The organism is Streptomyces sp. NPDC005898, assembly GCF_040629635.1.
Classification (GTDB): domain Bacteria; phylum Actinomycetota; class Actinomycetes; order Streptomycetales; family Streptomycetaceae; genus Streptomyces.
Genome location: NZ_JBEXWC010000002.1, coordinates 462,150 through 486,279 on the forward strand (window position 1 = coordinate 462,150; position 24,130 = coordinate 486,279).

A 24,130-nucleotide genomic window follows, 5' to 3' on the forward strand; every position below is an offset into this window, starting at 1 on the left:
GTCTCAACGGACTTTCAGAGCTGGAGCTTGAACCCGACGTGTGACGCCGTGAACCCGAGTCGCTCGTAGAAGCGGTGGGCGTCGATGCGCGTGACGTCGGAGGTCAGCTGCACCAACTGGCAACCCTGTCGCCGGGATTCGTCGACGGCCCACTCGATGAACCGGGTGCCGAGCCCGCTGCCGCGTTCGTCGGCGTGGACGCGCACTCCCTCGATGATCGACCGGGTCGCCCCCTTCCGGGAGAGACCCGGGACGATCGTGAGCTGGAGGGTGCCGACCACGCGTCCCTCGCGTTCGGCGACGACCAGGTGCTGATTCGGGTCGTCGGCCAGGCGCTGGAACGCGGTGGTGTACGGAGTCAGGTCGTCCGGTGACTCACGCGTGGCTCCCAGCGGGTCGTCCGCGAGCATTTCCACGATGGCGGGCAGGTCATCGGCGACGGCCGGGCGTATCTCAAGGTCTCCCATGGCGGCAGCCTATGCGGGCTGCCGTCACCGGGGAGGGGCTTTCGTCGCGGGTCGCGTCCGTCACCGCGCCTAGGCGGGCACGCGGAGCGTTTCGACGGCCCTGACCAGGGGGGCGAGTTGCGGGTTCCGCGCGGCCTCGTCGAGCGCCTCGCGCAGGGCGGCGTCGTTGGTCGGGCGGGCCTCGTCGAGCAGCGCGAGGCCGGCTTCGCTCACGTCGGTGTAGATGCCCCGGCGGTCGGTGGGGCACAGATAGCGGGCGAGCAGCCCGCGATCCTCGAGCCGGGTGACCAGGCGGGTGGTGGCGCTCTGGCTGAGCACCACGGCGTCCGCGACCTGCTTCATCTGCAGGTGGCCGCCCTCGCCGTCGTGCTGGCGGCTGAGGACGTCGAGCAGGGAGTACTCCCGCGCGCTCAGCCCGTGCTCGGCCTGGAGGGCGCGCTCGATGTGGGTCTCGATCTGTCCGTGGAGCAGGGAGAGCGCGCACCAGCCCTGCGCGAGGGCGGTGAGTGCGGGGTCCGTCGCTGTCATGGCTCTAGTCTCCTCCGTCCCCGAGTGGCTACGGCTCAGGGTAGTCCACAAGTGCAATATCCGGCGTTTGCGATTAACCCGCGCCTGCAACTATTGTGGACGCACGTTAAGCGCACCTGCAATCGTTGGAAGGTAGATCCATGCCTCTCGCGCTCCTGGCCCTCGCGATCGGGGCCTTCGGGATCGGCACCACCGAGTTCGTGATCATGGGGCTGCTCCCCGAGGTCGCCGGTGACTTCGGCGTCTCCATCCCCACGGCCGGCTTCCTCGTCACCGGCTATGCCCTGGGCGTCGTCCTCGGAGCACCACTGATGACCGTTCTCGGCACCAAGATCTCGCGCAAGCGGATGCTGATGCTGCTGATGGGCCTGTTCATCGCGGGCAATCTGCTCTCCGCCGTCGCCCCCGTCTTCGGGGTGATGCTCGCCGGCCGTGTCGTCGCCTCCCTCGCCCATGGCGCCTTCTTCGGCATCGGCTCGGTCGTCGCGGCCGAACTGGTCGCCCCCGAGAAGAAGGCTGGTGCGATCGCTCTGATGTTCACCGGCCTGACCGTGGCCAACGTGGTGGGCGTGCCGCTCGGCACCTTCGTCGGGCAGACGCTCGGCTGGCGGATGACCTTCACGATCGTCGCGGCGCTCGGTGTCGTCGGCCTCGCGGGCGTCGCCAAGCTGGTCCCCGACCTGCCCAAGCCCGAAGGCGTGCGCCTCCGCCACGAACTGGCGGCCTTCCGCAACGTCCAGGTGCTGCTGGCCATGGCCATGACCGTCCTCGGCTTCGGCGGAGTGTTCGCCGCCGTCACCTACCTGGCGCCGATGATGACCGACGTGGCCGGTTACGCGGACTCCTCCGTGACGTGGCTGCTCGTCCTCTTCGGCCTCGGCATGGTGGCCGGCAACCTCATCGGCGGGAAGTTCGCCGACCGGGCCCTGATGCCGCTCCTCTACATCTCACTGGGCTCCCTGGCCGTCGTGCTGGCGCTCTTCACCCTCACCGCCCACAACAAGGTCGCGGCCGCCGTGACCGTCGCGCTGATCGGCGCCCTCGGATTCGCGACCGTTCCGCCGCTGCAGAAGCGCGTCCTCGACCAGGCCTCCGGCGCCCCCACCCTGGCCTCGGCCGTCAACATCGGCGCGTTCAACCTCGGCAACGCGCTCTCGGCCTGGCTCGGCGGCATCGTCATCGCCGCGGGCCTCGGATACACCGCCCCGAACTGGGTCGGAGCCGCCCTCGCCGGATCCGCTCTCGTCCTGGCCGTCGTCTCGGCGGCACTGGAGCGCCGTACCGCCGTGACGCACCCGAGCCTCGTCGCGGCCGGCAAGGCCCCTGTCGAGGCCACACCCGTCCACCACTGACCTTCATCCCTCGCACGCCTCACCTCCCCCGCACCACCCCGCAAGGAGACCTCCCCTCATGAGCACCACCGCCACCCACGCCGTCAGCCCGCTGACCATCGAGGACGCCGAAGCGCTCGTCACCGCCGCACGCCGCGCCGCCGAGGCGGCCGATGTCACCGTCAGCGTCACCGTCCTCGACGCGGGCGGCCACCTCCTGGCCTTCCGGCGCGACGACCGGGCCGTGCTGATCTCCGGCGAGACCAGCACCCGCAAGGCCTACACCGCCCTCCAGCTGAACGCCCCGACCGCCGACCTCGTCGACGCGGTCCAGCCCGGCGGCCCCTTCCACACCCTGCCCACCGCGCTCGACCGCCCCCTCCTCTTCATCGCGGGCGGCGTGCCGGTGCACCGCGACGGCCGTCTGATCGGCGCGATCGGCGTGGGCGGCGGTGCGCCCGAGCAGGACCACGGCTTCGCGACGACGGCGGTGGAGGCCCTCGCGTAACGCATATACGTGCGTAGGCCCGTCCCGGGCGCCGAAAGACTGTTGGCGCGGAGGGACGGGCCTACGCGTGTTCCGCGTGCCGTGGGTCGTTCCGTGTCAGCCGGCCGCCACCGTCAAAGGAGCGAAGCGTCGGGTCCAGTCGCCGGGCAGCTCCGGCATGCCGTAGGCCATCACGGCGTTGAAGGCGACCGGTTCGAGACCGCTCTCCTTCACCCAGGCCAGCAGCTCCACATGCCGGACGTCGATGTCGGTGCGTAGCGGCCGGTCGGTGTGCGCGCCGAGCGAGGCGATGAGTGCTTTCGCGGTCTGTGTGTCGCGGGCGATGAGAGGGCCGACGACATGCGTCTCCATGTTCGGCCAGGCGCCTGCGTAACCGATGATCTCGCCGTCGGCCTCTGCGACACGAAGCTGGTCGGTGAAGGCGGGAAGACGGGTGATCACATGGGTTCGGTCGTGGCCGAAGACGTCGGTGTCGAGCCGGAGGATGGCGGTCAGGTCCTCCGCGGTGGCCGGCCGGGTGGCGATGCCGGGAAGCGGACCCGGGGGCACGAGGCGGCCGCAGACCATCTCCGCACGGCCGATCACCTTGAAGCCGAGCTGCTCGTAGAGGGGCCGGCCATGAGGTGTCGCGTGGAGGGTCAACGGGACCGGGGCCTCCTGTTCGACGGCGTACTGCATCAAACGGCGACCGATGCCCCGGCGGGCGTACCGCTCGGCGACGAGGACCATGCCGATCGCTGCGAGGTCGGGGCGCTCCTGCGGGCCGTACCGGGTCACCACGAAGACGCCGATGAGGCCTTCGCCGTCGGGGTCGTCGATGCCGTAACCCGTCCCGGCCCTCAGCAGGAGACCCCACTTGTGTTCCTCGCGGGGCCAGCCCCGGTCCTCGGACAGATCGGCGCAGGAGTTGAGGTCGCGTGGGGTGAGCCGGCGGATGGGCAGCGCGGAGAGGGAAGGTGTCGACACTCGGGTCAGGCTGTCTGACGTTCGTCCTCGGCGTCCACCCGTTTGTGGGCAGAAGCACGTCGCTTCTGATCATGCTGTCCCTGACCGCGTGGCCCGACGGACGGGGCGGCTTGGTTTCACGTGAAACACGGTGCCAACCGCGCTGGTCCGGGGTGTCTGGCAGCGGGGGTAACCGCGGGTACTAGCCTCGGCGTACATGGCGCTCCTCCACCTCTTCGACCCCGGGCCTCGGCTCCTGCTCCCATCTCGGGCGGGACCTGCGCAAGGTGGACGAATTGATCCGGCGCATCGGGTGATTGCGGCCACGGCAAGGCGTCGGCGTTGAATTGCCGAGGCAGGGCAGGGGGACTTGTATGTCGCGCGGCTGCCGGTATGGTCGACTCCGGTTCGCGCCGGGTGGGCTACCTCACACCTGCGGGCCGCGCGCGCAGGTCGATGAAGCCTAATGCGGCAGGAAGATCCCGACCCGGTTCTTCCTGTTATGCAGCGACGCGGCGGCGGTGGATGGGATGCTGCGGTGAGCAGGCTGCGGCCAATGTCACATTCTTTCCCTACTTGTCCGTAGGGTCCGGGTGTCCGGGGTTCAATGTGGCCGGATCAGCCATCGAGGCAGAGCGAGGAAAGCGCACGGCTTCCGACAGGAAGTGCACAGACCGACCGAGAGATGTTCGAGGCGAGGCACAGTATGGACGCTCCGACCACCCCGTCGGCGGACGACGGCACTTCCGGCGGCGGGAGCGGCTGGTTCACGCCGCGCAGGCCGCCGAAGCGGACGGAGGACGGGCCCCAGCAGCGGCCCGGCGCCGAGGGGCCTGAAGCCGCGGAGGTGCGCCGACCGGCGTCGATACGTCCCTTGGGCAGGGCCGAGGAGGCGAGCCTCGGCGCGTCCTACTCCGGGGCCCCCACCGGATCTCACACCGCGGCTCCGGTGGACGAGCGAATATCCGCCGCGTCGGGCTCCCGGACGGCCCAGGCACTGGCGACCGCTCCTGCGGATCAGGAGCAGGCCCCGGCCGTGGAGACCGCGCCGCAGATGCCCGCCCAGGCCACCCGACGGCAGCCCGCCCCGCCCGCGGCCCAGCCGCATCCCGCTCCACAAGCGGCCCAGCCGCACCCTGCCCCGCAAGCCGCTCAACCCCGATTCGCCCCGGCAGCGGGCGTTCCGCAGCACACGGCGACGACCGGCACGCAGCACGCTGCGGAAGCCGCTGACCCGCAGCACGCCCCGGCAGCGGCGGACGACCCGCGGCACGCTCCCGAAGCCCCTGGCCCGCGGCACGCTCCCCAAGCCCCTGGCACGCAGCACGCTGCGGAAGCCGCTGACCCGCAGAGCGCCCCGCCGGCCCCTGCGGAGCCCGAGGCCGAGGCGCTCGCCCAGTCGTCCAAGCTGGCCAAGCCGTCCGTACCGGTCTCCCCCGACGCGGCCCTGGTCCAGCGCACGATGGCCGAGATCGGCCCCGTCGCCGATCAGGTCACCTCGTACTTCTACGCACTGCTCTTCACCCGCCACCCGGATCTGCGCCCCCTGTTCCCCGCGGCGATGGACACGCAGCGGGACCGTCTTCTCAAGGCGCTGCTGACGGCGGCCGAGAACATCGACCGCACCGATGTGCTCGTCTCGTATCTGAAGAACCTCGGCCGCGGTCACCGCAAGTACGGCACCCGGCCCGAGCACTACCCGGCCGTCGGCGAATGCCTGATCGGTTCCCTGAGCCGGTACGCGAGCGCGGTCTGGGACGAGGAGACCGAGGCCGCCTGGGTCCGGACGTACACAACGATCTCCCAGGTGATGATCGACGCAGCCGCGGAAGACGAACTGCGCGCCCCCGCCTGGTGGTTCGCCGAGGTCGTCGCCCATGACCTCAGGACCCCCGACATAGCCGTGGTCACGGTCCGCCCGGACCAGCCCTACCCCTTCCTCGCGGGGCAGTACACCAGCCTGGAGACCCCGTGGTGGCCGCGGATATGGCGGCACTACTCCTTCGCGTCGGCGCCTCGTTCCGACGGGCTGCTGTCCTTCCACGTCAAGGCGGTCCCGGCCGGCTGGGTCTCCAACGCCCTGGTGCACCACGCCCGCCCCGGCGACGTACTGCGGCTGGGTCCGCCCGCCGGGTCGATGACCGTCGACCACACCACCGACAGCGGCCTTCTGTGCCTGGGCGGCGGCACGGGCATCGCGCCCATCAAGGCCCTGGTCGAGGATGTCGCCGAGCACGGCAGACGCCGACCGGTGGACGTCTTCTACGGCGCCCGCACCGATCACGATCTGTACGACATCGACACCATGCTGCGGTTGCAGCAGGCCCACCCCTGGCTCGCCGTGCGCCCCATCGTGGACCAGCGGTCCCATCTGCCGGACGCCGTGCGCGAGTACGGCCCCTGGGACGAGTACGACGCCTACCTCTCGGGACCGCCCGGCATGATCCGCAGTGGCCGGGACGCCCTGCGGGACGCGGGCATCCCCGAGGGGCGGATCCGCCACGACTCGGTCGAGGAATTGGTGGCGGCGGCCCGGGACTAACCCAGGTCGGGGGCGTGCATCGCGCGTACGCCCTCGATATTGCCGTCCAGGTAGTGCCGCAGCGACAGCGGTACGAGATGGACCGAGGCGATGCCGACGCGGGTGAAGGGCACCCGCACGATCTCGTACTCCCCGCACGGCTCCTCGACCTCGGGGCCGTGCCGCAGGCCGGTGTCCATGGACTCCAGGCGGCAGACGAAGAAGTGCTGCACCTTCACACCGGTCGCGCCACCGTCCTCGCCGATGTGCTCCACGGTGTCGACGAAGCACGGGACGACGTCGATGACCTTCGCACCGAGTTCCTCGTGCACCTCACGGTGGAGCGCGTCGATGACGGTGGCGTCCTCCGGCTCCACGCCGCCGCCGGGGGTGACCCAGTACGGATCGACACCAGGCTTGGTCCGCTTGATCAGGATCAGGTCGTCGCCGTCCAGTAGGACGGCGCGTGCGGTGCGCTTGACCACGGGTCGGACGGTCATGGGAGGAATGTGGCCCGGACTGTTCCACGTGAAACATCGCGAACCGCTGGACGCGGCCATCAAGCCCAGTGAACGGCGGCCCGCAGCAGCCATTCGTGCGCCCGCGCCATGTGCGGCATGGCGAGCGTGCCCGTGCGCACCACGAGGAAGTAGGTGCGCAGCGGCGGCACGGCGGGCTCCAGGAGGGCCACGACATCGCCGTGCGCCAACGCGTCGGCGCACAGATAGCGGGGCAGCACGGCGAGACCGGCGCCCGAGGCCGCGCACGCGAGGACCGCGCGCAGGTCCGGCACGATGACGGCGCCGGATGCGGCGGGACGGGTGTCGAAGACGGCGGCCCAGTAGCGAGAGACGAACGGCAGTGTCTCGTGCACCTCGACCACCGGCAGGTTCTCCAGTGGCAGCGCGCCCTTTCGGCGTAGCTTGCCGGGGCCGATGCGGGCGGCCCAGTTCTTCCCGGCGACCAGCACGTGCTCCTCGTCGCAGAGCGGAGTCGCGGCGAGCAGCCCGCCCCGGGGCCGGGCCGTGGTGAGGGCCAGATCGTGGTGTCCGGCCGCGAGTCCCTCAAGGACTTCGTCGGCGGTGCCGAACGAGGCGCGCAGCGCGGAACGGTGACCGTCCTGGCCGGTGAGGGTGGTGAGCGCGGGCAGGGCCCGTTCCGCGGTGAACTCAGGGGGACCCGCGAGATGGAGCGTGCGCACCGACGAGTCCTCGTCGAGTCCGGTCTCCGCGATCTCCACGAGGGCGTCCAGATGCGGGGCGGCCTTGTGGGCGAGTTCGTCGCCGATGGTCGTGGGGGTGACGCCGCGGGCCTGGCGCAGGAAAAGGGGGCGGCCCAGTTGCCGCTCCAGGGTGCGGATCTGGGAGGTGACGGCCGGCTGGGAGAGCCCGAGCAGCGCGGCGGCACGGGTGAAGGAGCCGGCCCGGTGCACCGTCACAAAGGTGCGCAGCAGGGCCAGGTCCATGGCGACGCCCCTCTCCTTCGTGACCCTCGGGGCGCTCAACTATAAATATGTCGATAGGTCTCTGTCTCTACAGTGATTGGACACTGACACAGAGTCAACTAGCCTGGTTCGCGCGGTTCTTCGCAAGCGGAACCGGAACGGTCCGAGCCACGAGGGGGGAGGCTCGGACCGTTCGCTGCCCGCGGCCGCCGCAGCGTTCACCCGGCGGATTCGTCCAGCGCGTGGAGTACGTCGGCCACCAGGTCAGCGGTGTCCTCGGCACCTGCGGAGAAGCGGATGAAGCCCTCCGGGACGTTGTCGCCGCCCCAGCGCCGGCGCCGCTCGGCCGTTGACCGCACACCGCCGAAACTCGTCGCGTCGTCGACGAGCCGCAGCGCCTCCAGGAAGCGCTCGGCACGCTCGCGGGTGGGCAGCGTGAAGGACACCACGCACCCGAAGCGCCGCATCTGCCGCGAGGCGATCGGGTAAGAGGGGTCGTCGGGCAGGCCGGGATAGCGCAGCCCCGTGACCTCGGGGCGGCTCCGCAGGGCCTCGGCGAGGGCCAGCGCGTTCGCGTTCTGCCGGTCGGCACGCAGGTGGAGCGTGGCGAGGGAGCGATGCGCGAGCCAGGCCTCCATCGGCCCCGGGATCGCACCGACGATCTTGCGCCAGCGCCGTACGGAAGCGGTCAGTTCCGCGTCACGGCAGGCGACGTACCCCAGAAGGATGTCGCCGTGACCGGTGAGCATCTTGGTGCCGCTCGCCACGGCGAAGTCGGCGCCCAGCTCAAGAGGCCGCTGGCCGAGCGGCGTGGCCAGGGTGTTGTCGACCGCGACAAGGGCGCCACGCGCGCGTGCCGCTGCCGCGAGGCGGCGCACGTCGCAGACGTCGAGCCCCGGGTTGGACGGCGTCTCGATCCACAGCAGCTTGGCGCCGTCCAGAACGTCGAGCTGCGCGTCGCCCCCGGTCGGGGCGGTCCGCACCTCGATGCCGTACGCCGTGAGCTGCTCGCGGACCAGCGGCAGCACCTGGTAGCCGTCGTCCGGCAGGACCACCGCGTCCCCGGCGCGCAGCTGCGAGAACAGCACCGCCGAGATCGCGGCCATCCCGGAGGCGAAGACGAGCGTCTCGACGTCCTCACCGGCTCCCGGTGCCTCCAGCTCGCCGATGGCGCGCTCCAGGTGCGTCCAGGTGGGGTTCTCGTCGCGGGCGTAGGCGTAGCCGCCCGTGGGGTCGCCGGGCAGGTGGAAGTGCGCGGCGAAGACGGGACCCGGAAGCGTGGGTTCGTGCTTCACCGGCTCGGGCAGCCCGGCCCGGACGGCCCGCGTGCCGTCACCTATGCGCTCGGGGTGGTCGGGTGTGCCGTGGGGGGCGCCGGCGGTGCCGCCCGAGGGGCCACCGCCGCTGCCGCCCACGGGTGCGGAGTCCGTCATGCCGCTCAGTCCTCGTCCGGGAGGAGCATGTTCATGGCCCAGGAGACGATCGAGATGATCAGGCCGCCCAGGACGGCCGTCCAGAAGCCCTCCACGTGGAAGCTGACGTCGAACTTGTCGGCCAGCCACGAGGTGAGCAGCAGCATCAGGGCGTTGACCACGAGGGTGATCAGGCCGAGCGTCAGGATGAACAGGGGGAAGGTGAGCACCTTCACCACCGGCTTGACCAGGAAGTTCACCAGCCCGAAAAGCAGAGCGACGACGATCAGCGTACCGACCTTCTTGCCGGTGCTGTCGCCGGTCAGAGTGATCTTGTCTAGCAGCCACACGGCGACGGCCAGGGCCGCGGCGTTGGCGATCGTCTTGACTACGAAATTCTTCATGTGTCTGATCGTGGCAGACCCGGACCGGGAACGGCCGGGTCACGAGCACCGGCGGAACACCGCGGGGTGAGCACCAGCGAGGGGCGTACAAGGGCGATGAAGGCATTCCGACTGGATGAGCTGGAGGCGGAGCGCGCGGCGAACGACGGCGCGTATCTGCAGTTTCTGCGCGAGCGGAACATGTCGGTCGGGCTCTACGCGCTCGACGCCGGCGCGACCGATCCGCAGCAGCCGCATGCACAGGACGAGGTGTACATGGTCGTCAGCGGCCGTGCCTCGATCACGGTCGGCATGGAGACGACGGCGGTCGCGCGCGGCAGCGTCGTCTACGTCCCGGCGGGCGTCGCCCACAAGTTCCACCACATCAGCGAGGACCTGCGGGTCCTGGTCGTCTTCTCCCCGCCCGAGGCCTGACCTCGAGAGGCCCGACGCCGAGGGACCCGGCGCCGAGGGACCCGGAGCCGACGGGCCCGACGCCGAGAGGACTGGTCCCGAGAGGTCTGATCCCTCTCTGAAGCCGGCCCTCTTCAGGGTCGCGACCTCGGGGTTCCCTCAGGGTCGGATCAGGGGAGGACAAGGGCTGCGCGGTCCCCGCAGAGCTCTTCGGCGCCCTAGCATCGAATGCAAGAAGTCGGGAGTCCACGGACATTCGGGAACCCGCGCCGATGCGATGTGCGCCGAGAGAGGTAAGGACGATGGCAGTGAAGGAGATTTTCGCGGGAATGCCGTGGTGGGTGAAGTGGGTGGCCGTGCCCGTCATCGCCCTGGTCGTGTTCGGCGGCGTGATAGCGACCGTTGTCGGGTTCGTCGTCGGCCTGCTCTTCAAGGCGCTGCTCTTCGTTGCCCTGGTCGGCGGACTCATCTATGTCGTACGGAAGTTCATATCCGGCTCCTCGTCCCGCACCGATTGGTGAGCCGCGCACGCTGAGCTGACTCCCACCGGGGTCGGCTGAACGCCGAGTGGTCGCCGCCAAGACGATTACCGCTGAGGGGCGACTTTTCGAAACGGTTCCCTCGGCCGGGGGAAGTTTCCCGGCAGACGGCCGTGGAGCGGTGGCCAAGGGTTAGAGTCCGAAAACCGACGCGGGGGCCGCTCCCTCGCGTACGGGCGCACTGCCCACCCGTGTTTCTCCGGGCACGGACGGCTCCCCCCACGCGCTTCGGGAGTGAACCTTGGCCGCAGTCGACACCTCCACTTCGCCGGGCGGCATCTCCACCGCACCGAACGCCACCGTCGGCACACCCACCCTCATCGGCTCGGTGCAGCGGGCGATGCGGTTGCTGGAAGCCGCCGCGTCCCATCAGTACGGGGCACCCGCCAAGCAGTTGGCCCGGGAGGCGGGCCTGGCCCTCCCCACGGCCTACCACTTGCTGCGCACGTTGACCCATGAGGGTTATCTGCGCCGGGAGAAAGGAGTGTTCGTGCTCGGCGAGGCGGTCGAGCGGCTCAGCGGCGGTGCGGCGCAGCAGAATCGTCGCGGCATGATCGGTGAGGCCCTCGCGCACTGCCGTGATGCCATCGGAGTGCCGGTGTACTTCGCCGTGTACCGGGAGGGCGAGATCGAGGTCGTCGCGGTCTCCGACACCCCGGGTAATCCGGCCGTCGAGGAGTGGGCCGACTTCCGCGAGACGGGCCATGCCCACGCCATCGGCCAGTGCCTCCTGTCCCAACTGGACGCAGAGGCGCGGCAGGACCACCTCCACCGCTATCCGGTGCGGTCGATCACGCGGTACTCGGTCCGGGACGACCGCACGTTCCTGCGTCGGCTCGATGCCATGGAGCGCATGCGTCCGGTCGTGGAGCGCCAGGAGTACGCGCTCGGGACGGTCTGTGCCGCCGTTCCGATCCTGGCGGGGAACACGGCGGCGACCCTGGCCATCTCCGTGCCCGCCACCCAGGCGGCCCGTCTGATGCCCGCCGCGGAGAGATTGCAGCGGGAGATCGGGAAGCTGCTAGGGACACTCGCCTTCTCTATCAGCATCTGAAAACTCACTCCTTGTGATCAGGTGTGTACGTTCAGCAAGATGCCAGGAGCGTCAGGAAGTGGGTTCCTGGCCACTCGAGGGCTATGTGACGGGGTAGAGCGCAATGGACGAGTCGGTTCAGGCAGAAGTCATGATGAGCTTCCTTGTTTCCGAGGAGCTGTCGTTTCGTATCCCCGTGGAGTTGCGCTATGAGACCGAAGATCCTTATGCCGTGCGGCTGACCTTCCACCTGCCCGGCGACGCCCCGGTGACCTGGGCCTTCGGGCGGGAGCTGCTGATCGACGGGGTGGTCAAGCCGTGCGGGGTGGGGGACGTGCGCATCGAACCCACCGATCCCGAGACGCTGGACGAGGCCCTGATCAGGCTTCAGGTCGGCGAGGACCAGGCGCTGTTCCGGGTGGGGATCCCACCGCTGCTCGCCTTCCTGGACCGCACGGACAAGCTGGTGCCGATCGGGCAGGAGCGAGCCCTCGCCGACTTCGAGGCGCACCTCGACGAGGCGCTCGACCGGATCCTGGCGGAGGAGCAGAACGCGGGCTGACCGCCGGCGGCCAACGGGCTAACAAGCCAACGGGTCGATACGCATGGCAGATTGGTGCATTTGCCGGCGTCAGGCCTTGCGGCGGCGTCCCTTTCCGCCTCGGGAGGAGCGTGGGGCCGGCGTACCGGTGGCCGGGGCCGGGATGAGGGGGCCGGACGAGCGGTCGGCGGAGACGACCAGGGCGGCCAGCGCGGTCGTCACCGGCACCGAGGCGACCAGGCCGATGGAGCCGATCAGGGTGCGCACGATCTCCTCGGCGACCAACTCGCTGTTGGCGACCGTGCCCACGCTGGACTGCGCGATCGAGAAGAGCAGCAGCAGGGGAAGCGCGGCACCCGCGTAGGCGAGGACGAGGGTGTTGACGACGGACGCGATGTGGTCGCGGCCGATACGGATGCCCGCGCGGTAGAGGCCGCGCCAGCCCATGGCCGGGTTGGCCTGGTGCAGTTCCCAGACCGCCGAGGTCTGGGTGACCGTCACGTCGTCGAGGACGCCGAGGGAGCCGATGATGACGCCCGCGAGCAGCAGGCCGCTCATGTCGATGGACGGGTAGAGGCCGTGGATGAGACCGGTGTTGTCGTCCGTGTTGCCGGTCAGCGCGGCCCAGCCGATGAACAGGGAGCCCAACAGGCCGATCAGGAGGAGCGAGATGAGCGTACCGAGCACCGCGACGGACGTACGGGCCGTGAGCCCGTGGCAGAGATAGAGCGCGACCAGCATGATGGCGCTCGCCCCGATCACGGCCACGACCAGCGGGTTCGAGCCCTGGAGGATGGCCGGCAGGATGAAGAAGGTGAGGACCAGGAAGCTGACGGCGAGTGCGACCAGGGCCATCGCGCCGCGCAACCGGCCGACCACGACGACCGCCAGCGCGAAGATGCCGGCGAGCAGCGCCATGGGCATCTTGCGGTTCACATCGGTGACCGAGTACTGGAGCCCCTCGGGCGCCTTGGGCTCGTAGGCGACCACCACCTCTTGGCCCTGGTGCAGTTGGCGGGCCGAGTCCGGCTGGATGATCTCGGTGAACGTGCGGCCCTTGTCCTTGCCGGCGGAGACCTCGATCAGCGCCTTCTTGCAGGTGCCGCTCGCACGGGACTGGGCGGACTGGCCCTCGGCGGTGGAGGTGTCGCCGTTGGGCGGGGTCTGCGAGGGGTTGAGGTCCTTGCAGGGCAGCTCCCGCACCTTGGTGACCTTCGCCGACTGCGTCTGCCGGTCGAAGCCGACTCCCGTCCGCTCGTGCGAGGGCGTACCACCCGGCCAGAGCACGACGAGCCCGACGACGACCGCGGCGGCGAAGGGAATCAGCACCGCGGCGATGACCTTGCGCAGATGCTGGGAGACGGGCGCGGCCGGGCCGTGGCTGTGCGAGTGCCCGCCGTGCCCGTGCCCGCCGCCGTGCCCATGCCCTCCGTGCCCGCCGCCGTGCCCGTGCCCGCCGTCGTGCCCGCCGTGCCCCTTGCCCGGCTCGCCGCCCTGCACGTGCCCGGGTGTGGGCGCGGGTCCGGGCACCGGTTCGCGCCCAAGGGCGTGCCCGGGCCCGTGTGCCGACCCGTGACCTTGGCCGCGTGCGTGCCCGGGGCCGGGGCCGGGGTCCGGCGGGCCCGAGTGGGGCGGTCGGGAGTGGGGAGGCGGCGGCGGGGGTGTGGTGGTCACGGCCCGATCATCGCAAGAACGGAGGGGGCCCTCTGTTCAGCGCGGCCGACATGACGCTAGCGTGGAGCCACCTTTGCAATCGCGGGAGCTCGGAGCACCGGGCTGAGAGGGCGCTGACCTCCGTACGAAGCGGCACGAGATGTGCACGAGCCGTACGGGATCCGCTGCGTCGACCGCCGAACCTGTTACCGGGTAATGCCGGCGTAGGGAGTAGGTCTCATGACCACATCGGACGCACGCACGCCTGCCTCGACGCGGGACCAGAGTCAGGACCAGGCCCAGGACAAGGGCCAGGACCAGGTCTGGAACCAGCGCGACGAGGCCGGGAAGTCCATCGGCTGGCACAAGGCGTACGTCGAGGGCTCGCGCCCCGACCTGCGGGTGCCGGTCCGCCAGGTGCACCTCACCAACGGCAAGGCCGTCACGTTGTACGACACGTCGGGGCCGTACACCGACCCGTCGGCCGAGACCGACGTCCGTCGCGGGCTGCCCCCGCTGCGGGAGAACTGGATCATCGCCCGCGGCGACACCGAGGAGTACGTGGGCCGTCCGCTCCGCCCCGAGGACGACGGCATCAAGCACACCTCGCCCCGCGGCGGGCTGCGGAACCTCGACGCGGTCTTCCCCGGCCGCCCCCGCCAGCCGCGTCGCGGCCGCCCGGGTCAGGCGGTGACGCAGCTCGCGTACGCCCGGCGCGGGGAGATCACGCCCGAGATGGAGTTCATCGGGATCCGCGAGAACATGGACCCCGAGATCGTGCGGGAGGAGGTCGCGGCGGGCCGTGCCGTGATCCCGGCCAACGTCAACCACCCGGAGATCGAGCCGATGATCATCGGCAAGAAGTTCCTGGTGAAGGTGAACGCCAACATCGGCAACTCCGCGGTCACCTCCTCCATCGAGGAGGAGGTGGACAAGATGACCTGGGCGACCCAGTGGGGCGCCGACACGGTCATGGACCTCTCCACCGGCCGCAACATCCACACCACCCGCGAGTGGGTGCTGCGCAACTCCCCCGTGCCCATCGGCACCGTGCCGCTCTACCAGGCCCTGGAGAAGGTCGACGGCAAGGCCGAGGAGCTGACCTGGGAGATCTACAAGGACACGGTCATCGAACAGGCCGAGCAGGGCGTGGACTACATGACGGTGCACGCGGGCGTGCGCCTGCCGTATGTGCCGCTGACCGCGCGCCGCAAGACCGGCATCGTCTCGCGCGGCGGTTCGATCATGGCCGCCTGGTGCCTCGCGCACCACAAGGAGAGCTTCCTCTACGAGCACTTCGAGGAGCTGTGCGAGATCCTCGCCGCGTACGACGTGACGTACTCGCTCGGCGACGGTCTGCGGCCCGGTTCCATCGCGGACGCCAATGACGAGGCGCAGTTCGCGGAGCTGCGCACGCTCGGCGAACTCAACACGATCGCCAAGCGGCACAACGTGCAGACGATGATCGAGGGCCCCGGGCACGTCCCGATGCACAAGATCAAGGAGAACATCGACCTCCAGCAGGAGATCTGCGAGGAGGCGCCGTTCTACACGCTCGGCCCGCTGACCACCGACATCGCGCCCGCCTACGACCACATCACCTCCGGCATCGGGGCCGCGATGATCGGCTGGTGGGGCACGGCCATGCTCTGCTACGTCACGCCCAAGGAGCACCTGGGACTGCCCAACCGCGACGACGTGAAGACCGGCGTCATCACGTACAAGATCGCGGCGCACGCGGCGGACCTCGCCAAGGGGCACCCGGGCGCGCAGGCCTGGGACGACGCGCTCTCGGACGCGCGCTTCGAGTTCCGCTGGGAGGATCAGTTCAATCTCGCCCTGGACCCGGTCACGGCGCGGGAGTTCCACGACGAGACGCTGCCGGCCGAGCCCGCGAAGACGGCGCACTTCTGCTCGATGTGCGGGCCGAAGTTCTGCTCGATGAAGATCTCCCAGGACATCCGCCGCCGGCACGGCGGTGACCTGGAGCAGGACGACATCGAGGCGGGCATGGAGCAGAAGTCCAAGGAGTTCGCCGCGGCGGGCAACCGGGTCTATCTGCCGATCGCCGACTGAGCGCGCCCCACGGACGGGGTGTCCGCAGAGCGCCGGATCGGCTCTGCGGACTCCCCGGCCTACTCCGGCTTGTGATCGGGCCCGCCGAAGTCCGGGCTGGAGAAGTCCGGGCTGGAGTAGCTCGGTCGTGACCCCGGCGCCCCGCCGCCGTCCGGGCTGCTGAAGCCCGGGCGGTGGTAGCCGAGTTGGGGCATGCGGCCGCCGGACCGGTCGCCGGGGACCTGTGAGGGCGTGCGGGCGGCGGGCGCCGCCCCGGGATCCGCCAGGGCCGCCCGCAGGAACGGCACGAGGCCCTGTTCCAGGAGCGCCACGCTCCAGGCCTGTCTGGCCCGGGCCACCTCCTCGTGCAGCTCGCCGTGCGGGCCCGCCTGCAGGGAGGTGGAGCCGTTGCGCAGGGCTGTCAGGAGGAGACCGACCGCGGCGATCAGGATGCCCACGGCCGTCAGCGCGCCGAACACCCATCCCGCGGTGAGCATGGTGTCCGCGAAGGCGGGCTCGGGGTTGAGCATCTTCAGGATGTAGCCGACGAGCAGGAAGATCGCGGCGGCCGCCCCCGCGAGGACGGGCGCGAGGACCGCGACGACGGCGGTCGCGCCGGCTCCCGCCGTGGCCGCCGGTTCGGTGATCTCGCCCATCGTGGTGGCGAGGCCCATGCCGCCGGAGCCGGACTCCGCGGCGCTGTGTCCGCTCCCTTCGCGGATCGAGGTGGAGGACGGTCGAGGTGCGCGCGCCTCCTCGCGAACCTTCACGTAATGCGCGTACTCGGCCGCGGCGGCGGCCGTGATCAGCGCTGTCGCGTTCAGGGCCATGGTGCGCAGTTGTTCGGTGTTGAGCCGCCGGCCCACTGCGGCGAGTTCAGGACGGTCAGGTGCGGTGCGCAGCGCCTCGTCGAGGATCCGCTCGTACTCGGGGCGGTCCTCATTGAGCAGGTGTGGAGCGCTGTTCATGTGCATCCCCCGATGCTCCGTAGGGCTAAGGCTCGCATGGCTACGAGCCGTCGGGCAGAAACGGAGGGGAGCCTGCTACGGATAAGCCGATGGTAGAGCCGTGACGGCACGCGTTGACAGGGGGTTTCCAGAATTCTCCCCCCTGGGCGACGCGGTCCGGTAAAGGGACGCCTGCCCGGGGAACGCTCAGATTCCCAGGGGGAGTTGGCAGACCAGTAGTTTTCCGGCCATGGTCACTCCGCCGTCCATGGCGATGGCCAGGCCGTCGGCGTAGACGTGCGGGCCCTCGATGACCGGGCCGCCGCCGTCCGACTCGTCCTCGGAGCCGACGTCCCCGAGGAGGTAGGGGATGGGGCTGTGACCATGGACGATGCGGGTGCCGCCGTACATGTCCAGGAGCTCGCGCACGGCCGCCGGGCCGGACTCGTCGCGGAAGGCGAAGCGCTTGGTGAACTTGCGGAAGAGGTCCCAGCACTCGTCGGCGTCGTTGCGCGTGAGGGTCTCGCGGATGGTGTCGTTCACCGCCTCGATCGAGTCGCCGTAATCCAGATAGGCGGTCGTGTCGGAGTGCACCAGGAGGTGACCGTCGGCCTCCTCCATCGCGTCCAGCCGGGCCATCCACTGCAGGTGGTGGTCCTCCAGGCGCTCCATGTCGGTCTTCTGGCCGCCGTTGAGCAGCCAGGCGGCCTGGAAGGTGGCGGTGCCCGCGCCGGAGTTGACGGGGGTGTCGCCGAAGCGCTTGGCGCCGAGCAGGAGCAGCTCGTGGTTGCCCATGAGGGCCTTGCAGTAGCCGCCGGCGGCGGCCGCCTCGGCGGACAGGCGCATCACGAGGTCGATGACGCCGATGCCGTCGGGCCCGCGGTCGGTGAAGTCGCCGAGGAACCACAGGCGCGCGTTGCCCGCCGCCCAGTTGCCCTCGGCGTCGATGAGGCCCTGTTCCTGGAGGGCCGCGAGGAGCTCGTCCAGATAGCCGTGCACGTCGCCCACGACGAACAGCGGGCCGTGCTGGTCGCCGGGCCTCGGCTGCGGGGGATCCGGCATGACCTGCACCTGGACCGTGTCACCGCGGCGGCCGATGACCGGCAGGTCGCGCTGGGTCGGGGTGTAACCGTCGTCCGGCACCTCCCCCGGAGCCGGGGCCGGTGCCGGCCCGGGGCCCGGGGGCGCGGGGCTCACCTCGGCGGGACCGGTCGTCTCATGGACGTACGCCGGTACGCGGAAGTCGCGCAGCGTCGCCGTCCGCACATCGGGTCCCTGACCGGCCCCCTGAGTCATCGACCCCTCCACCACCATTGCGCCGCATCTGCACCGAGAACGGACTGCCTGGTCGCAGCGGCCCGCGGTGTCGTCCGCCCATCATAGGAATGCGGCTCCCGCTGTGTGGTGCACCAGGGGTGGTGAATCGGTCCCTGACACCGGTTCACCGATGATTTCTCCCGAATTGGGCAGAGGTTTCCCCGCTCGTCGCGCGTGGGTGGCACTCCTCTGCCCGGCTTCGTGGCGGTCAGCCGGAGCCCGAGGAGCGGGGCGGGCTGACCGTGGTGCGCGGTGGACGCCGCTCGGACGAGGTGCGGACGATCAGTTCGGTCGGTATCACCTGCTCGACCGGCCGGCCCGAGTCGATGCCCTCGATGGCGTCGATCAGGAGCTGTACGACGGCCGTGCCGATGCGCCGGGGCTTGAGCGAGAGCGTGGTGATGGGCGGTTCCGTGGTGGCGTAGACCGTGGACTCGCTGCAGCAGACGAGCAGCAGGTCGTCGGGGACGCGCAGGCCGTAGCGCCGGGCGGCGGCGAGCAGGTCGGTGCCGTTGGGGTCGAAGAGGCCGTAGACGGCGTCGGGGCGGTCGGGCCGGGCGAGCAGCCGGTCGGCGGCGACGGCGCCCGCACACGGGTCGTGCGCGGGGTAGGACTCGTAGACCGGGTCCTGTCCGACGCGCTCGCACCAGCGCAGATACGCGGTCGTGGACAGGTGGGTGTAGGTGTCCGTCGTGGTGCCGGTGAGCAGGCCGATGCGGCGGGCGCCCGCGGCCGCGAGGTGGTCGAGGATCTCCAGGACGGCGGCCTCGTGGTCGTTGTCGACCCAGGCGGTGACGGGCAGCGAGCCCGCGGGACGGCCGTCGGAGACCACGGGGAGGCCCTGTCTGACCAGCTCGCTGACCACCGGATCGTGGTCGGAGGGGTCGATGACGACGGTCCCGTCGAGCGCGACGTTGGACCACACGTCGACCGGGCTGCGGCGCGAGGTCGCCGGGAGGATCACCAGGGCATAACCCCGGGCGAGCGCGGCGGAGGTGGCGGCTCTGGCCATCTCCGCGAAGTAGGCGAACTCGGTGAAGGTGAAAGGTTCATCCCCGTACGTCGTCACGGTCAGGCCGATGAGGCCGGACTTGCCGGTACGGAGGGTTCGGGCCGCCGCGGAAGGGCGGTAGCCCAGGCGCTCGGCGACTTCTCGGACGTGGCGTCGGGTGGCGTCGGGCAGCCGCCCCTTGCCGTTGAGGGCGTCGGAGACCGTCGTGATGGAGACACCGGCTGCGGCGGCCACGTCTCTGATGCCCGCTCGGTTGTGCCGGTTGCCCCGGCGCGCGGTCTCCGCTCGGCTCACCTGGTGCTTCCCTGCTGCTGTCATGGCGAGCCGATAGTAGGGCTCATCGGGGCGGGTAGCGCGGGTGCATATGCACTCGTTGACAGGCACGTTTCTGCATGGCTTTGACCGGTCAATGACCATGGAAAACAAGGGCGTTGAGGTCCCAGGCAGTGGCTGCCGCTGATCGTCGCGCGAGGGCCCGGCGGATGCGGTAGGTCTCGAAGAGGTCTCAACTCACCTTCACGGGTGACGCGCGCCACGGAGCGAGCCACCGGCGCACGGGGGAGCACGGGGCGCCCCCTGCTCGCCACGCGTCTTCGCCGCGCCCGGCCGACCTACCGGTCGCGGATGGATCTCCGGAGGCCATTCGCACCGGCGCCGAATCCTCATAAGGTGAGCAGTATTCGAACCTTCGAGATACGAACTTTCGAACCTTCGAACTGTTCCGGTACTGGTACGAGGAGGACTGCGGTGAGCGAGACGAGCCCGAGGCTGCGCGCCGAGCTGGAGGGGATCCCCACCTACAAGCCGGGCAAGCCCGCCGCGGCCGGCGGCCCGGCGGCCTACAAGCTGTCCTCCAACGAGAACCCCTACCCGCCGCTCCCCGGCGTCCTGGAGAGCGCGCTCGCGGCGGCCGGTTCCTTCAACCGCTACCCCGACATGGCGTGCACGGGCCTGATGAGTGAGCTGGCCGACCGCTTCGGGGTGCCCGCCGCGCACATCGCCACCGGCACCGGCTCGGTGGGCGTGGCCCAGCAGCTGCTCCAGGCCACGTCCGGCCCGGGCGACGAGGTCATCTACGCGTGGCGGTCCTTCGAGGCGTATCCGATCATCACGCAGGTCAGCGGCGCGACGTCGGTGCGGGTGCCGCTCACCGAGGGCGAGGTGCACGACCTGGACGCGATGGCCGACGCCATCACCGAGCGCACCCGCCTCATCTTCGTCTGCAACCCCAACAACCCCACCGGCACCGTGGTCCGCAGGGCGGAGCTGGAGCGGTTCCTGGACCGGGTGCCCAGTGATGTGCTGGTCGTGCTGGACGAGGCGTACCGCGAGTTCATCCGCGACCCCGAGGTGCCGGACGGCATCGAGATCTACCGTGACCGCCCCAACGTCTGCGTCCTGCGGACGTTCTCCAAGGCGTACGGCCTCGCGGGCCTGCGGGTCGGCTTCGCGGTCGCCCATGAGCCGGTGGCCGCCGCCCTGCGCAAGACGGCGGTGCCCTTCGGCGTGAGCCAGCTGGCGCAGGACGCGGCGGTGGCGTCGCTGCGCGCCGAGGACGAGCTGATGGGCCGGGTCGGCGCGCTGGTCGCCGAGCGCACGCGCGTGGTCGAGACGCTGCGCGGCCAGGGCTGGACGGTGCCCGAGACGCAGGCGAACTTCGTGTGGCTGCGGCTCGGGGACCGTACGGCCGACTTCGCGGCGGCGTGCGAGCGGGCCGGCGTCGTGGTGCGGCCGTTCGTGGGCGAGGGCATGCGGGCCACGATCGGCGAGACCGAGGCCAACGACGTCTTCCTCGCGGCGGCGGAGGCGTTCCGCAAGGAGCTCTAGCGGAGGCGCTCCGCGAGGAGCTCTAGTGGAGGCGCTCCGCGAGGGGCCGCCCTCAGGCGGTGAGGAGTTCGACGCGGATCGGGTCGCCGTCGCGCACGGTCGCCAGGAGGCGCGGGTCCTGCTCGATCCGGCCGAGGACGTTGCACGGGCTCGCGAGGCGGCACTCGTCGCCTCGCGAGATCGGCGTGGGGCCGTAGGGGAGCGCGAGGGCGTCGCCGTCGGGCCAGAAGGCCACCGTGCCCGGTTCGACGACCTGACGGGCGTCGGCCTCGCACGGGACGCTCACGCCCGTGTCGAAGTAGACCTCCTCGCCCCAGGTGTGGGCCGTGGCGGTGAGCGGCAGGGCCTTCTCCAGGGCGCGGGCGGTCGGGGTGTCGCCGACCGTCGCGGTCAGGTGGCCGGCGGGCCAGGAGATCCGTATCCGTAGCTGGTGCTGCTCTGTCTGCATGTCGCGGATTCAACAATATGTTGAAGCCGATGGGAAGGGTCCGCGTCCCCGGCGCCCCGTCTCCGGCGCTGGTTCCGGCGGCAAAGGGGACCCCCCATTTGGGTGACGACAGCCAGTGCGACATAATGCTTGTGAATGTGAACGCGTTCACAAGCGTGCCCCGGTTCCTCCGGAGATCAGTGGGGCAAGCAGGGGCAAATGCCGCGATGACCACGGCGAGTAAGGAGAGACGCAGTGGACCTGGCTCTGGCGCCCGAGACATTGGCGCGATGGCAGTTCGGCATCACCACCGTCTACCACTTCCTGTTCGTCCCTCTGACGATCTCGTTGGCCGCCCTCACGGCGATCCTGGAGACGGCGTGGGTCCGGACGGGCAAGGAGCACTACCTCCGGGCGACGAAGTTCTGGGGGAAGCTGTTCCTGATCAACATCGCGATGGGCGTCGTCACCGGCATCGTCCAGGAGTTCCAGTTCGGCATGAACTGGTCCGACTACTCGCGCTTCGTCGGTGACGTCTTCGGGGCGCCGCTGGCCTTCGAGGCGCTGATCGCCTTCTTCTTCGAGTCGACCTTCATCGGCCTGTGGATCTTCGGCTGGGACAAGCTGCCGAAGAAGCTGCACTGCGCGACCATCTGGATCGTCTCCATCGGCACGATCCTGTCGGCGTACTTCATCATCGCCGCGAACGCCTTCATGCAGCACCCGGTCGGCTACAAGATCGTGGAGCGGGACGGCACCAAGCGCGCCGAGCTGACGGACTTCTCGAAGGTGCTCTTCCAGGAGACGACGCTGGTCAACTTCTTCCACGTCATCTCGGCGGCCATCTTGGTCGGCGGCGCCTTCATGACCGGCATCGCCATCGTCCACCTGCGCAAGAAGCGGCACATCCGCACCATGCGCATGTCGATGCGGCTCGGCCTGGTCACGGCGTTCGTCGGCACCCTGCTCACCGTGGTCAGCGCGGACACGCTCGGCAAGGTCATGTACGAGCAGCAGCCGATGAAGATGTCGGCCGCCGAGGCGCTGTGGGAGTCGGAGAAGCCGGCGCCCTTCTCGATCTTCGCGTACGGCGACGTCGCCGAGGGCCACAACAAGGTCGCCATCGAGGTCCCCGGCGTCCTGTCCTTCCTCGCCAAGAACAACTTCAGCGCCGAGATCCCCGGCATCAACGACCTCAACAAGGAGGCGCGGGAGAAGTTCGGCCCCGGTGACTACCGGCCCAACATCCCGACCGCTTACTGGTCCTACCGCTGGATGATCGGCTTCGGCGGGGTCTCGATGGCCCTGTGCACGGCGGGTCTGTGGCTGACGCGGAAGAAGTTCTGGCTCGCTCCGGAGCACCGCACCGGCGCGGACGAGATCCCCAAGCTCATGCTCACCAAGAACAAGGAGCTGGCCCCCAAGCTCGGCTGCTGGTGGTGGGTGCTCTCCCAGTGGACGCTGATCTTCCCCCTCATCGGCACCGCCTGGGGCTGGATCTTCACCGAGACGGGCCGGCAGCCCTGGGTCGTCTACGGAGTGCTCCGCACCCGGGACGCGGTCTCACCCGGCGTCTCCCAGGGCGAGGTGCTCACCTCGCTGATCGGGTTCACGCTCATCTACGCGATCCTCGCCGTGATCGAGGTGAAGCTGCTGCTCAAGTACGTCAGGCAGGGGCCGCCCGAGCTGACCGAGGCGGACCTCAACCCGCCCACCAAGATCGGCGGGCCGGGCGGCGGTTCCGGTGCGGGACCGGACGCCGACGCCGACCGGCCCATGGCCTTCTCGTACTGAAGGAAGGAGCGCTCAGGACATGGAACTCCACGACATCTGGTTCGTACTGATCGCCGTTCTGTGGATCGGCTACTTCTTCCTGGAGGGCTTCGACTTCGGGATCGGGGTCCTGACCAAGCTGCTCGCCCGCGACCGGGTCGAGAAGCGGGTCCTCATCAACACCATCGGCCCCGTCTGGGACGGCAACGAGGTGTGGCTGCTCACGGCGGGCGGCGCGACCTTCGCCGCCTTCCCCGAGTGGTACGCGACGCTCTTCTCCGGGTTCTACCTGCCGCTGCTCGTCATCCTGATCTGCCTGATCGTGCGCGGCGTCGCCTTCGAGTACCGCGCCAAGCGGCCCGAGGAGCGGTGGCAGAGCAACTGGGAGCACGCGATCTTCTGGACGTCGCTGATCCCGGCGGTGATGTGGGGCGTGGCCTTCGCGAACATCACGCGCGGTGTCGCGATCGACGCCCACAAGGAGTACGTGGGCTCCTTCTGGGACCTGCTCAACCCGTACGCGCTCCTGGGCGGCCTGGTCACGCTGACCCTGTTCACCTTCCACGGCGCGGTGTTCGCCTCGCTCAAGACGGTGGGCGACATCCGGGTGCGGGCGCGGAAGCTGGCGCTCGGCCTCGGGCTCGTCACGGCCGTGCTGGCGCTGGGCTTCCTGACGTGGACCCAGCTGGCCCACGGCGACGGCAAGAGCCTGGTCGCGATGGCCGTGGCGGTGCTCGCGCTGGTGGGCGCCATCGGGGCGATCAAGGCCGGGCGCGAGGGATGGTCGTTCGCGCTGTCGGGCGTCACGATCGCGGCGGCCGTCGCGATGCTCTTCCTGACGCTCTTCCCGAACGTCATGCCGTCCTCCCTGAACGGCGAGTGGAGCCTCACGGTCACCAACGCCTCGTCCAGCCCGTACACCCTGAAGATCATGACCTGGTGCGCGGTCATCGCGACGCCCGTCGTACTGCTCTACCAGGGATGGACGTACTGGGTGTTCCGCAAGCGCATCGGCACGCAGCACATTGCCGACGCCGCCCACTAGGTTCCGAC

At 70.0% G+C, this 24,130-nt stretch carries 23 protein-coding genes and 1 riboswitch; of the genes, 11 read left to right on the forward strand and 12 right to left on the reverse strand.

Going from position 1 to position 24,130, the window contains the following annotated elements; genetic code table 11:
- Positions 1 to 14: 14 nt before the first annotated feature.
- Together ABZ385_RS04850 and ABZ385_RS04855 are read right to left on the reverse strand one after the other, a co-directional pair.
- Positions 15 to 467: a GNAT family N-acetyltransferase gene (locus ABZ385_RS04850; protein WP_358909692.1), complete on the reverse strand. Its 453-nt coding sequence runs from the start codon at positions 465 to 467 to the stop codon at positions 15 to 17.
- 69 nt (positions 468 to 536) lie between these two features.
- Entirely contained in the window at positions 537 to 995 is a 459-nt protein-coding gene (locus ABZ385_RS04855) for a MarR family transcriptional regulator (RefSeq protein ID WP_358696500.1), read from the reverse strand.
- A gap of 140 nt (positions 996 to 1,135) precedes the next feature.
- Here ABZ385_RS04855 and ABZ385_RS04860 point away from each other — a divergent pair, with 140 nt between their 5' ends.
- Together ABZ385_RS04860 and ABZ385_RS04865 are read left to right on the forward strand one after the other, a co-directional pair.
- On the forward strand, positions 1,136 to 2,347 hold the full coding sequence (locus tag ABZ385_RS04860) for an MFS transporter (protein WP_358909694.1): 1,212 nt from the start codon (positions 1,136 to 1,138) through the stop codon (positions 2,345 to 2,347).
- Positions 2,348 to 2,405: 58 nt separating this feature from the next.
- A complete protein-coding gene (locus tag ABZ385_RS04865; RefSeq protein WP_358578173.1) occupies positions 2,406 to 2,834 on the forward strand; it encodes a heme-binding protein in 429 nt (142 codons plus the stop codon).
- 96 nt (positions 2,835 to 2,930) lie between these two features.
- Here ABZ385_RS04865 and ABZ385_RS04870 read toward each other — a convergent pair whose 3' ends face one another.
- On the reverse strand, positions 2,931 to 3,800 hold the full coding sequence (locus ABZ385_RS04870; protein WP_358909696.1) for a GNAT family N-acetyltransferase: 870 nt from the start codon (positions 3,798 to 3,800) through the stop codon (positions 2,931 to 2,933).
- Positions 3,801 to 4,485: 685 nt separating this feature from the next.
- Here ABZ385_RS04870 and ABZ385_RS04875 point away from each other — a divergent pair.
- Positions 4,486 to 6,321 (forward strand): globin domain-containing protein, encoded by a 1,836-nt coding sequence (locus ABZ385_RS04875; protein ID WP_358909698.1) that lies wholly within the window; start codon positions 4,486 to 4,488, stop codon positions 6,319 to 6,321.
- Here the strand turns inward: ABZ385_RS04875 and ABZ385_RS04880 are convergent.
- The 4 genes from ABZ385_RS04880 to ABZ385_RS04895 all read right to left on the reverse strand — a co-directional run bounded on the left by ABZ385_RS04880 (position 6,318) and on the right by ABZ385_RS04895 (position 9,560).
- The gene (locus tag ABZ385_RS04880; RefSeq protein ID WP_358578182.1) at positions 6,318 to 6,800 is read right to left on the reverse strand and encodes an NUDIX hydrolase; all 483 of its coding nucleotides are present in this window, start codon (positions 6,798 to 6,800) and stop codon (positions 6,318 to 6,320) included. The two genes, ABZ385_RS04875 and ABZ385_RS04880, sit on opposite strands and share 4 nt — an antisense overlap.
- 59 nt (positions 6,801 to 6,859) lie before the next feature.
- Complete coding sequence (locus tag ABZ385_RS04885) at positions 6,860 to 7,765, reverse strand: LysR family transcriptional regulator (protein ID WP_358909699.1); 906 nt, start codon at positions 7,763 to 7,765, stop codon at positions 6,860 to 6,862.
- A 197-nt stretch (positions 7,766 to 7,962) separates the two neighbouring features.
- Positions 7,963 to 9,177, reverse strand: a complete 1,215-nt coding sequence (locus ABZ385_RS04890; protein WP_358909700.1) for a cystathionine gamma-lyase — start codon at positions 9,175 to 9,177, stop codon at positions 7,963 to 7,965.
- 5 nt (positions 9,178 to 9,182) lie between these two features.
- Complete coding sequence (locus tag ABZ385_RS04895; protein ID WP_358578190.1) at positions 9,183 to 9,560, reverse strand: phage holin family protein; 378 nt, start codon at positions 9,558 to 9,560, stop codon at positions 9,183 to 9,185.
- A 96-nt stretch (positions 9,561 to 9,656) separates the two neighbouring features.
- Here ABZ385_RS04895 and ABZ385_RS04900 point away from each other — a divergent pair, with 96 nt between their 5' ends.
- The 4 genes from ABZ385_RS04900 to ABZ385_RS04915 all read left to right on the forward strand — a co-directional run bounded on the left by ABZ385_RS04900 (position 9,657) and on the right by ABZ385_RS04915 (position 12,087).
- Positions 9,657 to 9,974, forward strand: a complete 318-nt coding sequence (locus ABZ385_RS04900) for a cupin domain-containing protein (protein ID WP_358578193.1) — start codon at positions 9,657 to 9,659, stop codon at positions 9,972 to 9,974.
- Between the two features lie 287 nt (positions 9,975 to 10,261).
- The gene (locus ABZ385_RS04905; RefSeq protein WP_358578221.1) at positions 10,262 to 10,474 is read left to right on the forward strand and encodes a DUF5326 family protein; all 213 of its coding nucleotides are present in this window, start codon (positions 10,262 to 10,264) and stop codon (positions 10,472 to 10,474) included.
- A gap of 346 nt (positions 10,475 to 10,820) precedes the next feature.
- A complete protein-coding gene (locus tag ABZ385_RS04910; RefSeq protein ID WP_358909770.1) occupies positions 10,821 to 11,546 on the forward strand; it encodes an IclR family transcriptional regulator C-terminal domain-containing protein in 726 nt (241 codons plus the stop codon).
- A 103-nt stretch (positions 11,547 to 11,649) separates the two neighbouring features.
- Positions 11,650 to 12,087, forward strand: coding sequence for an SsgA family sporulation/cell division regulator (locus ABZ385_RS04915; protein ID WP_358697418.1), 438 nt, complete (start codon positions 11,650 to 11,652; stop codon positions 12,085 to 12,087).
- A gap of 69 nt (positions 12,088 to 12,156) precedes the next feature.
- Here ABZ385_RS04915 and ABZ385_RS04920 read toward each other — a convergent pair whose 3' ends face one another.
- Positions 12,157 to 13,566 (reverse strand): YibE/F family protein, encoded by a 1,410-nt coding sequence (locus ABZ385_RS04920; protein WP_358909701.1) that lies wholly within the window; start codon positions 13,564 to 13,566, stop codon positions 12,157 to 12,159.
- A 245-nt stretch (positions 13,567 to 13,811) separates the two neighbouring features.
- A riboswitch (TPP riboswitch) is annotated at positions 13,812 to 13,967 on the forward strand.
- Between ABZ385_RS04920 and thiC the strand changes: the two genes are divergently transcribed.
- Complete coding sequence (gene thiC / locus ABZ385_RS04925; protein WP_358697414.1) at positions 13,960 to 15,795, forward strand: phosphomethylpyrimidine synthase ThiC; 1,836 nt, start codon at positions 13,960 to 13,962, stop codon at positions 15,793 to 15,795. Its footprint overlaps the riboswitch before it by 8 nt.
- 59 nt (positions 15,796 to 15,854) lie before the next feature.
- Here thiC and ABZ385_RS04930 read toward each other — a convergent pair whose 3' ends face one another.
- The 3 genes from ABZ385_RS04930 to ABZ385_RS04940 all read right to left on the reverse strand — a co-directional run bounded on the left by ABZ385_RS04930 (position 15,855) and on the right by ABZ385_RS04940 (position 19,368).
- Positions 15,855 to 16,748 carry a hypothetical protein gene (locus ABZ385_RS04930; protein ID WP_358584064.1) on the reverse strand — a complete coding sequence of 298 codons (894 nt, stop codon included), beginning with the start codon at positions 16,746 to 16,748 and terminating at the stop codon, positions 15,855 to 15,857.
- A 180-nt stretch (positions 16,749 to 16,928) separates the two neighbouring features.
- Positions 16,929 to 18,017: a metallophosphoesterase gene (locus ABZ385_RS04935; protein WP_358584066.1), complete on the reverse strand. Its 1,089-nt coding sequence runs from the start codon at positions 18,015 to 18,017 to the stop codon at positions 16,929 to 16,931.
- Positions 18,018 to 18,246: 229 nt separating this feature from the next.
- A complete protein-coding gene (locus tag ABZ385_RS04940) occupies positions 18,247 to 19,368 on the reverse strand; it encodes a LacI family DNA-binding transcriptional regulator (protein ID WP_358697868.1) in 1,122 nt (373 codons plus the stop codon).
- A gap of 429 nt (positions 19,369 to 19,797) precedes the next feature.
- Here ABZ385_RS04940 and hisC point away from each other — a divergent pair, with 429 nt between their 5' ends.
- Complete coding sequence (gene hisC, locus ABZ385_RS04945) at positions 19,798 to 20,877, forward strand: histidinol-phosphate transaminase (RefSeq protein WP_358584070.1); 1,080 nt, start codon at positions 19,798 to 19,800, stop codon at positions 20,875 to 20,877.
- Positions 20,878 to 20,929: 52 nt separating this feature from the next.
- Here the strand turns inward: hisC and ABZ385_RS04950 are convergent, their stop codons facing one another.
- A complete protein-coding gene (locus ABZ385_RS04950; RefSeq protein WP_358584072.1) occupies positions 20,930 to 21,325 on the reverse strand; it encodes a cyclophilin-like fold protein in 396 nt (131 codons plus the stop codon).
- Between the two features lie 234 nt (positions 21,326 to 21,559).
- Between ABZ385_RS04950 and ABZ385_RS04955 the strand changes: the two genes are divergently transcribed.
- Complete coding sequence (locus ABZ385_RS04955) at positions 21,560 to 23,098, forward strand: cytochrome ubiquinol oxidase subunit I (protein WP_358584074.1); 1,539 nt, start codon at positions 21,560 to 21,562, stop codon at positions 23,096 to 23,098.
- Positions 23,099 to 23,117: 19 nt separating this feature from the next.
- Complete coding sequence (gene cydB / locus ABZ385_RS04960; RefSeq protein ID WP_358584076.1) at positions 23,118 to 24,122, forward strand: cytochrome d ubiquinol oxidase subunit II; 1,005 nt, start codon at positions 23,118 to 23,120, stop codon at positions 24,120 to 24,122.
- Positions 24,123 to 24,130: the final 8 nt, after the last annotated feature.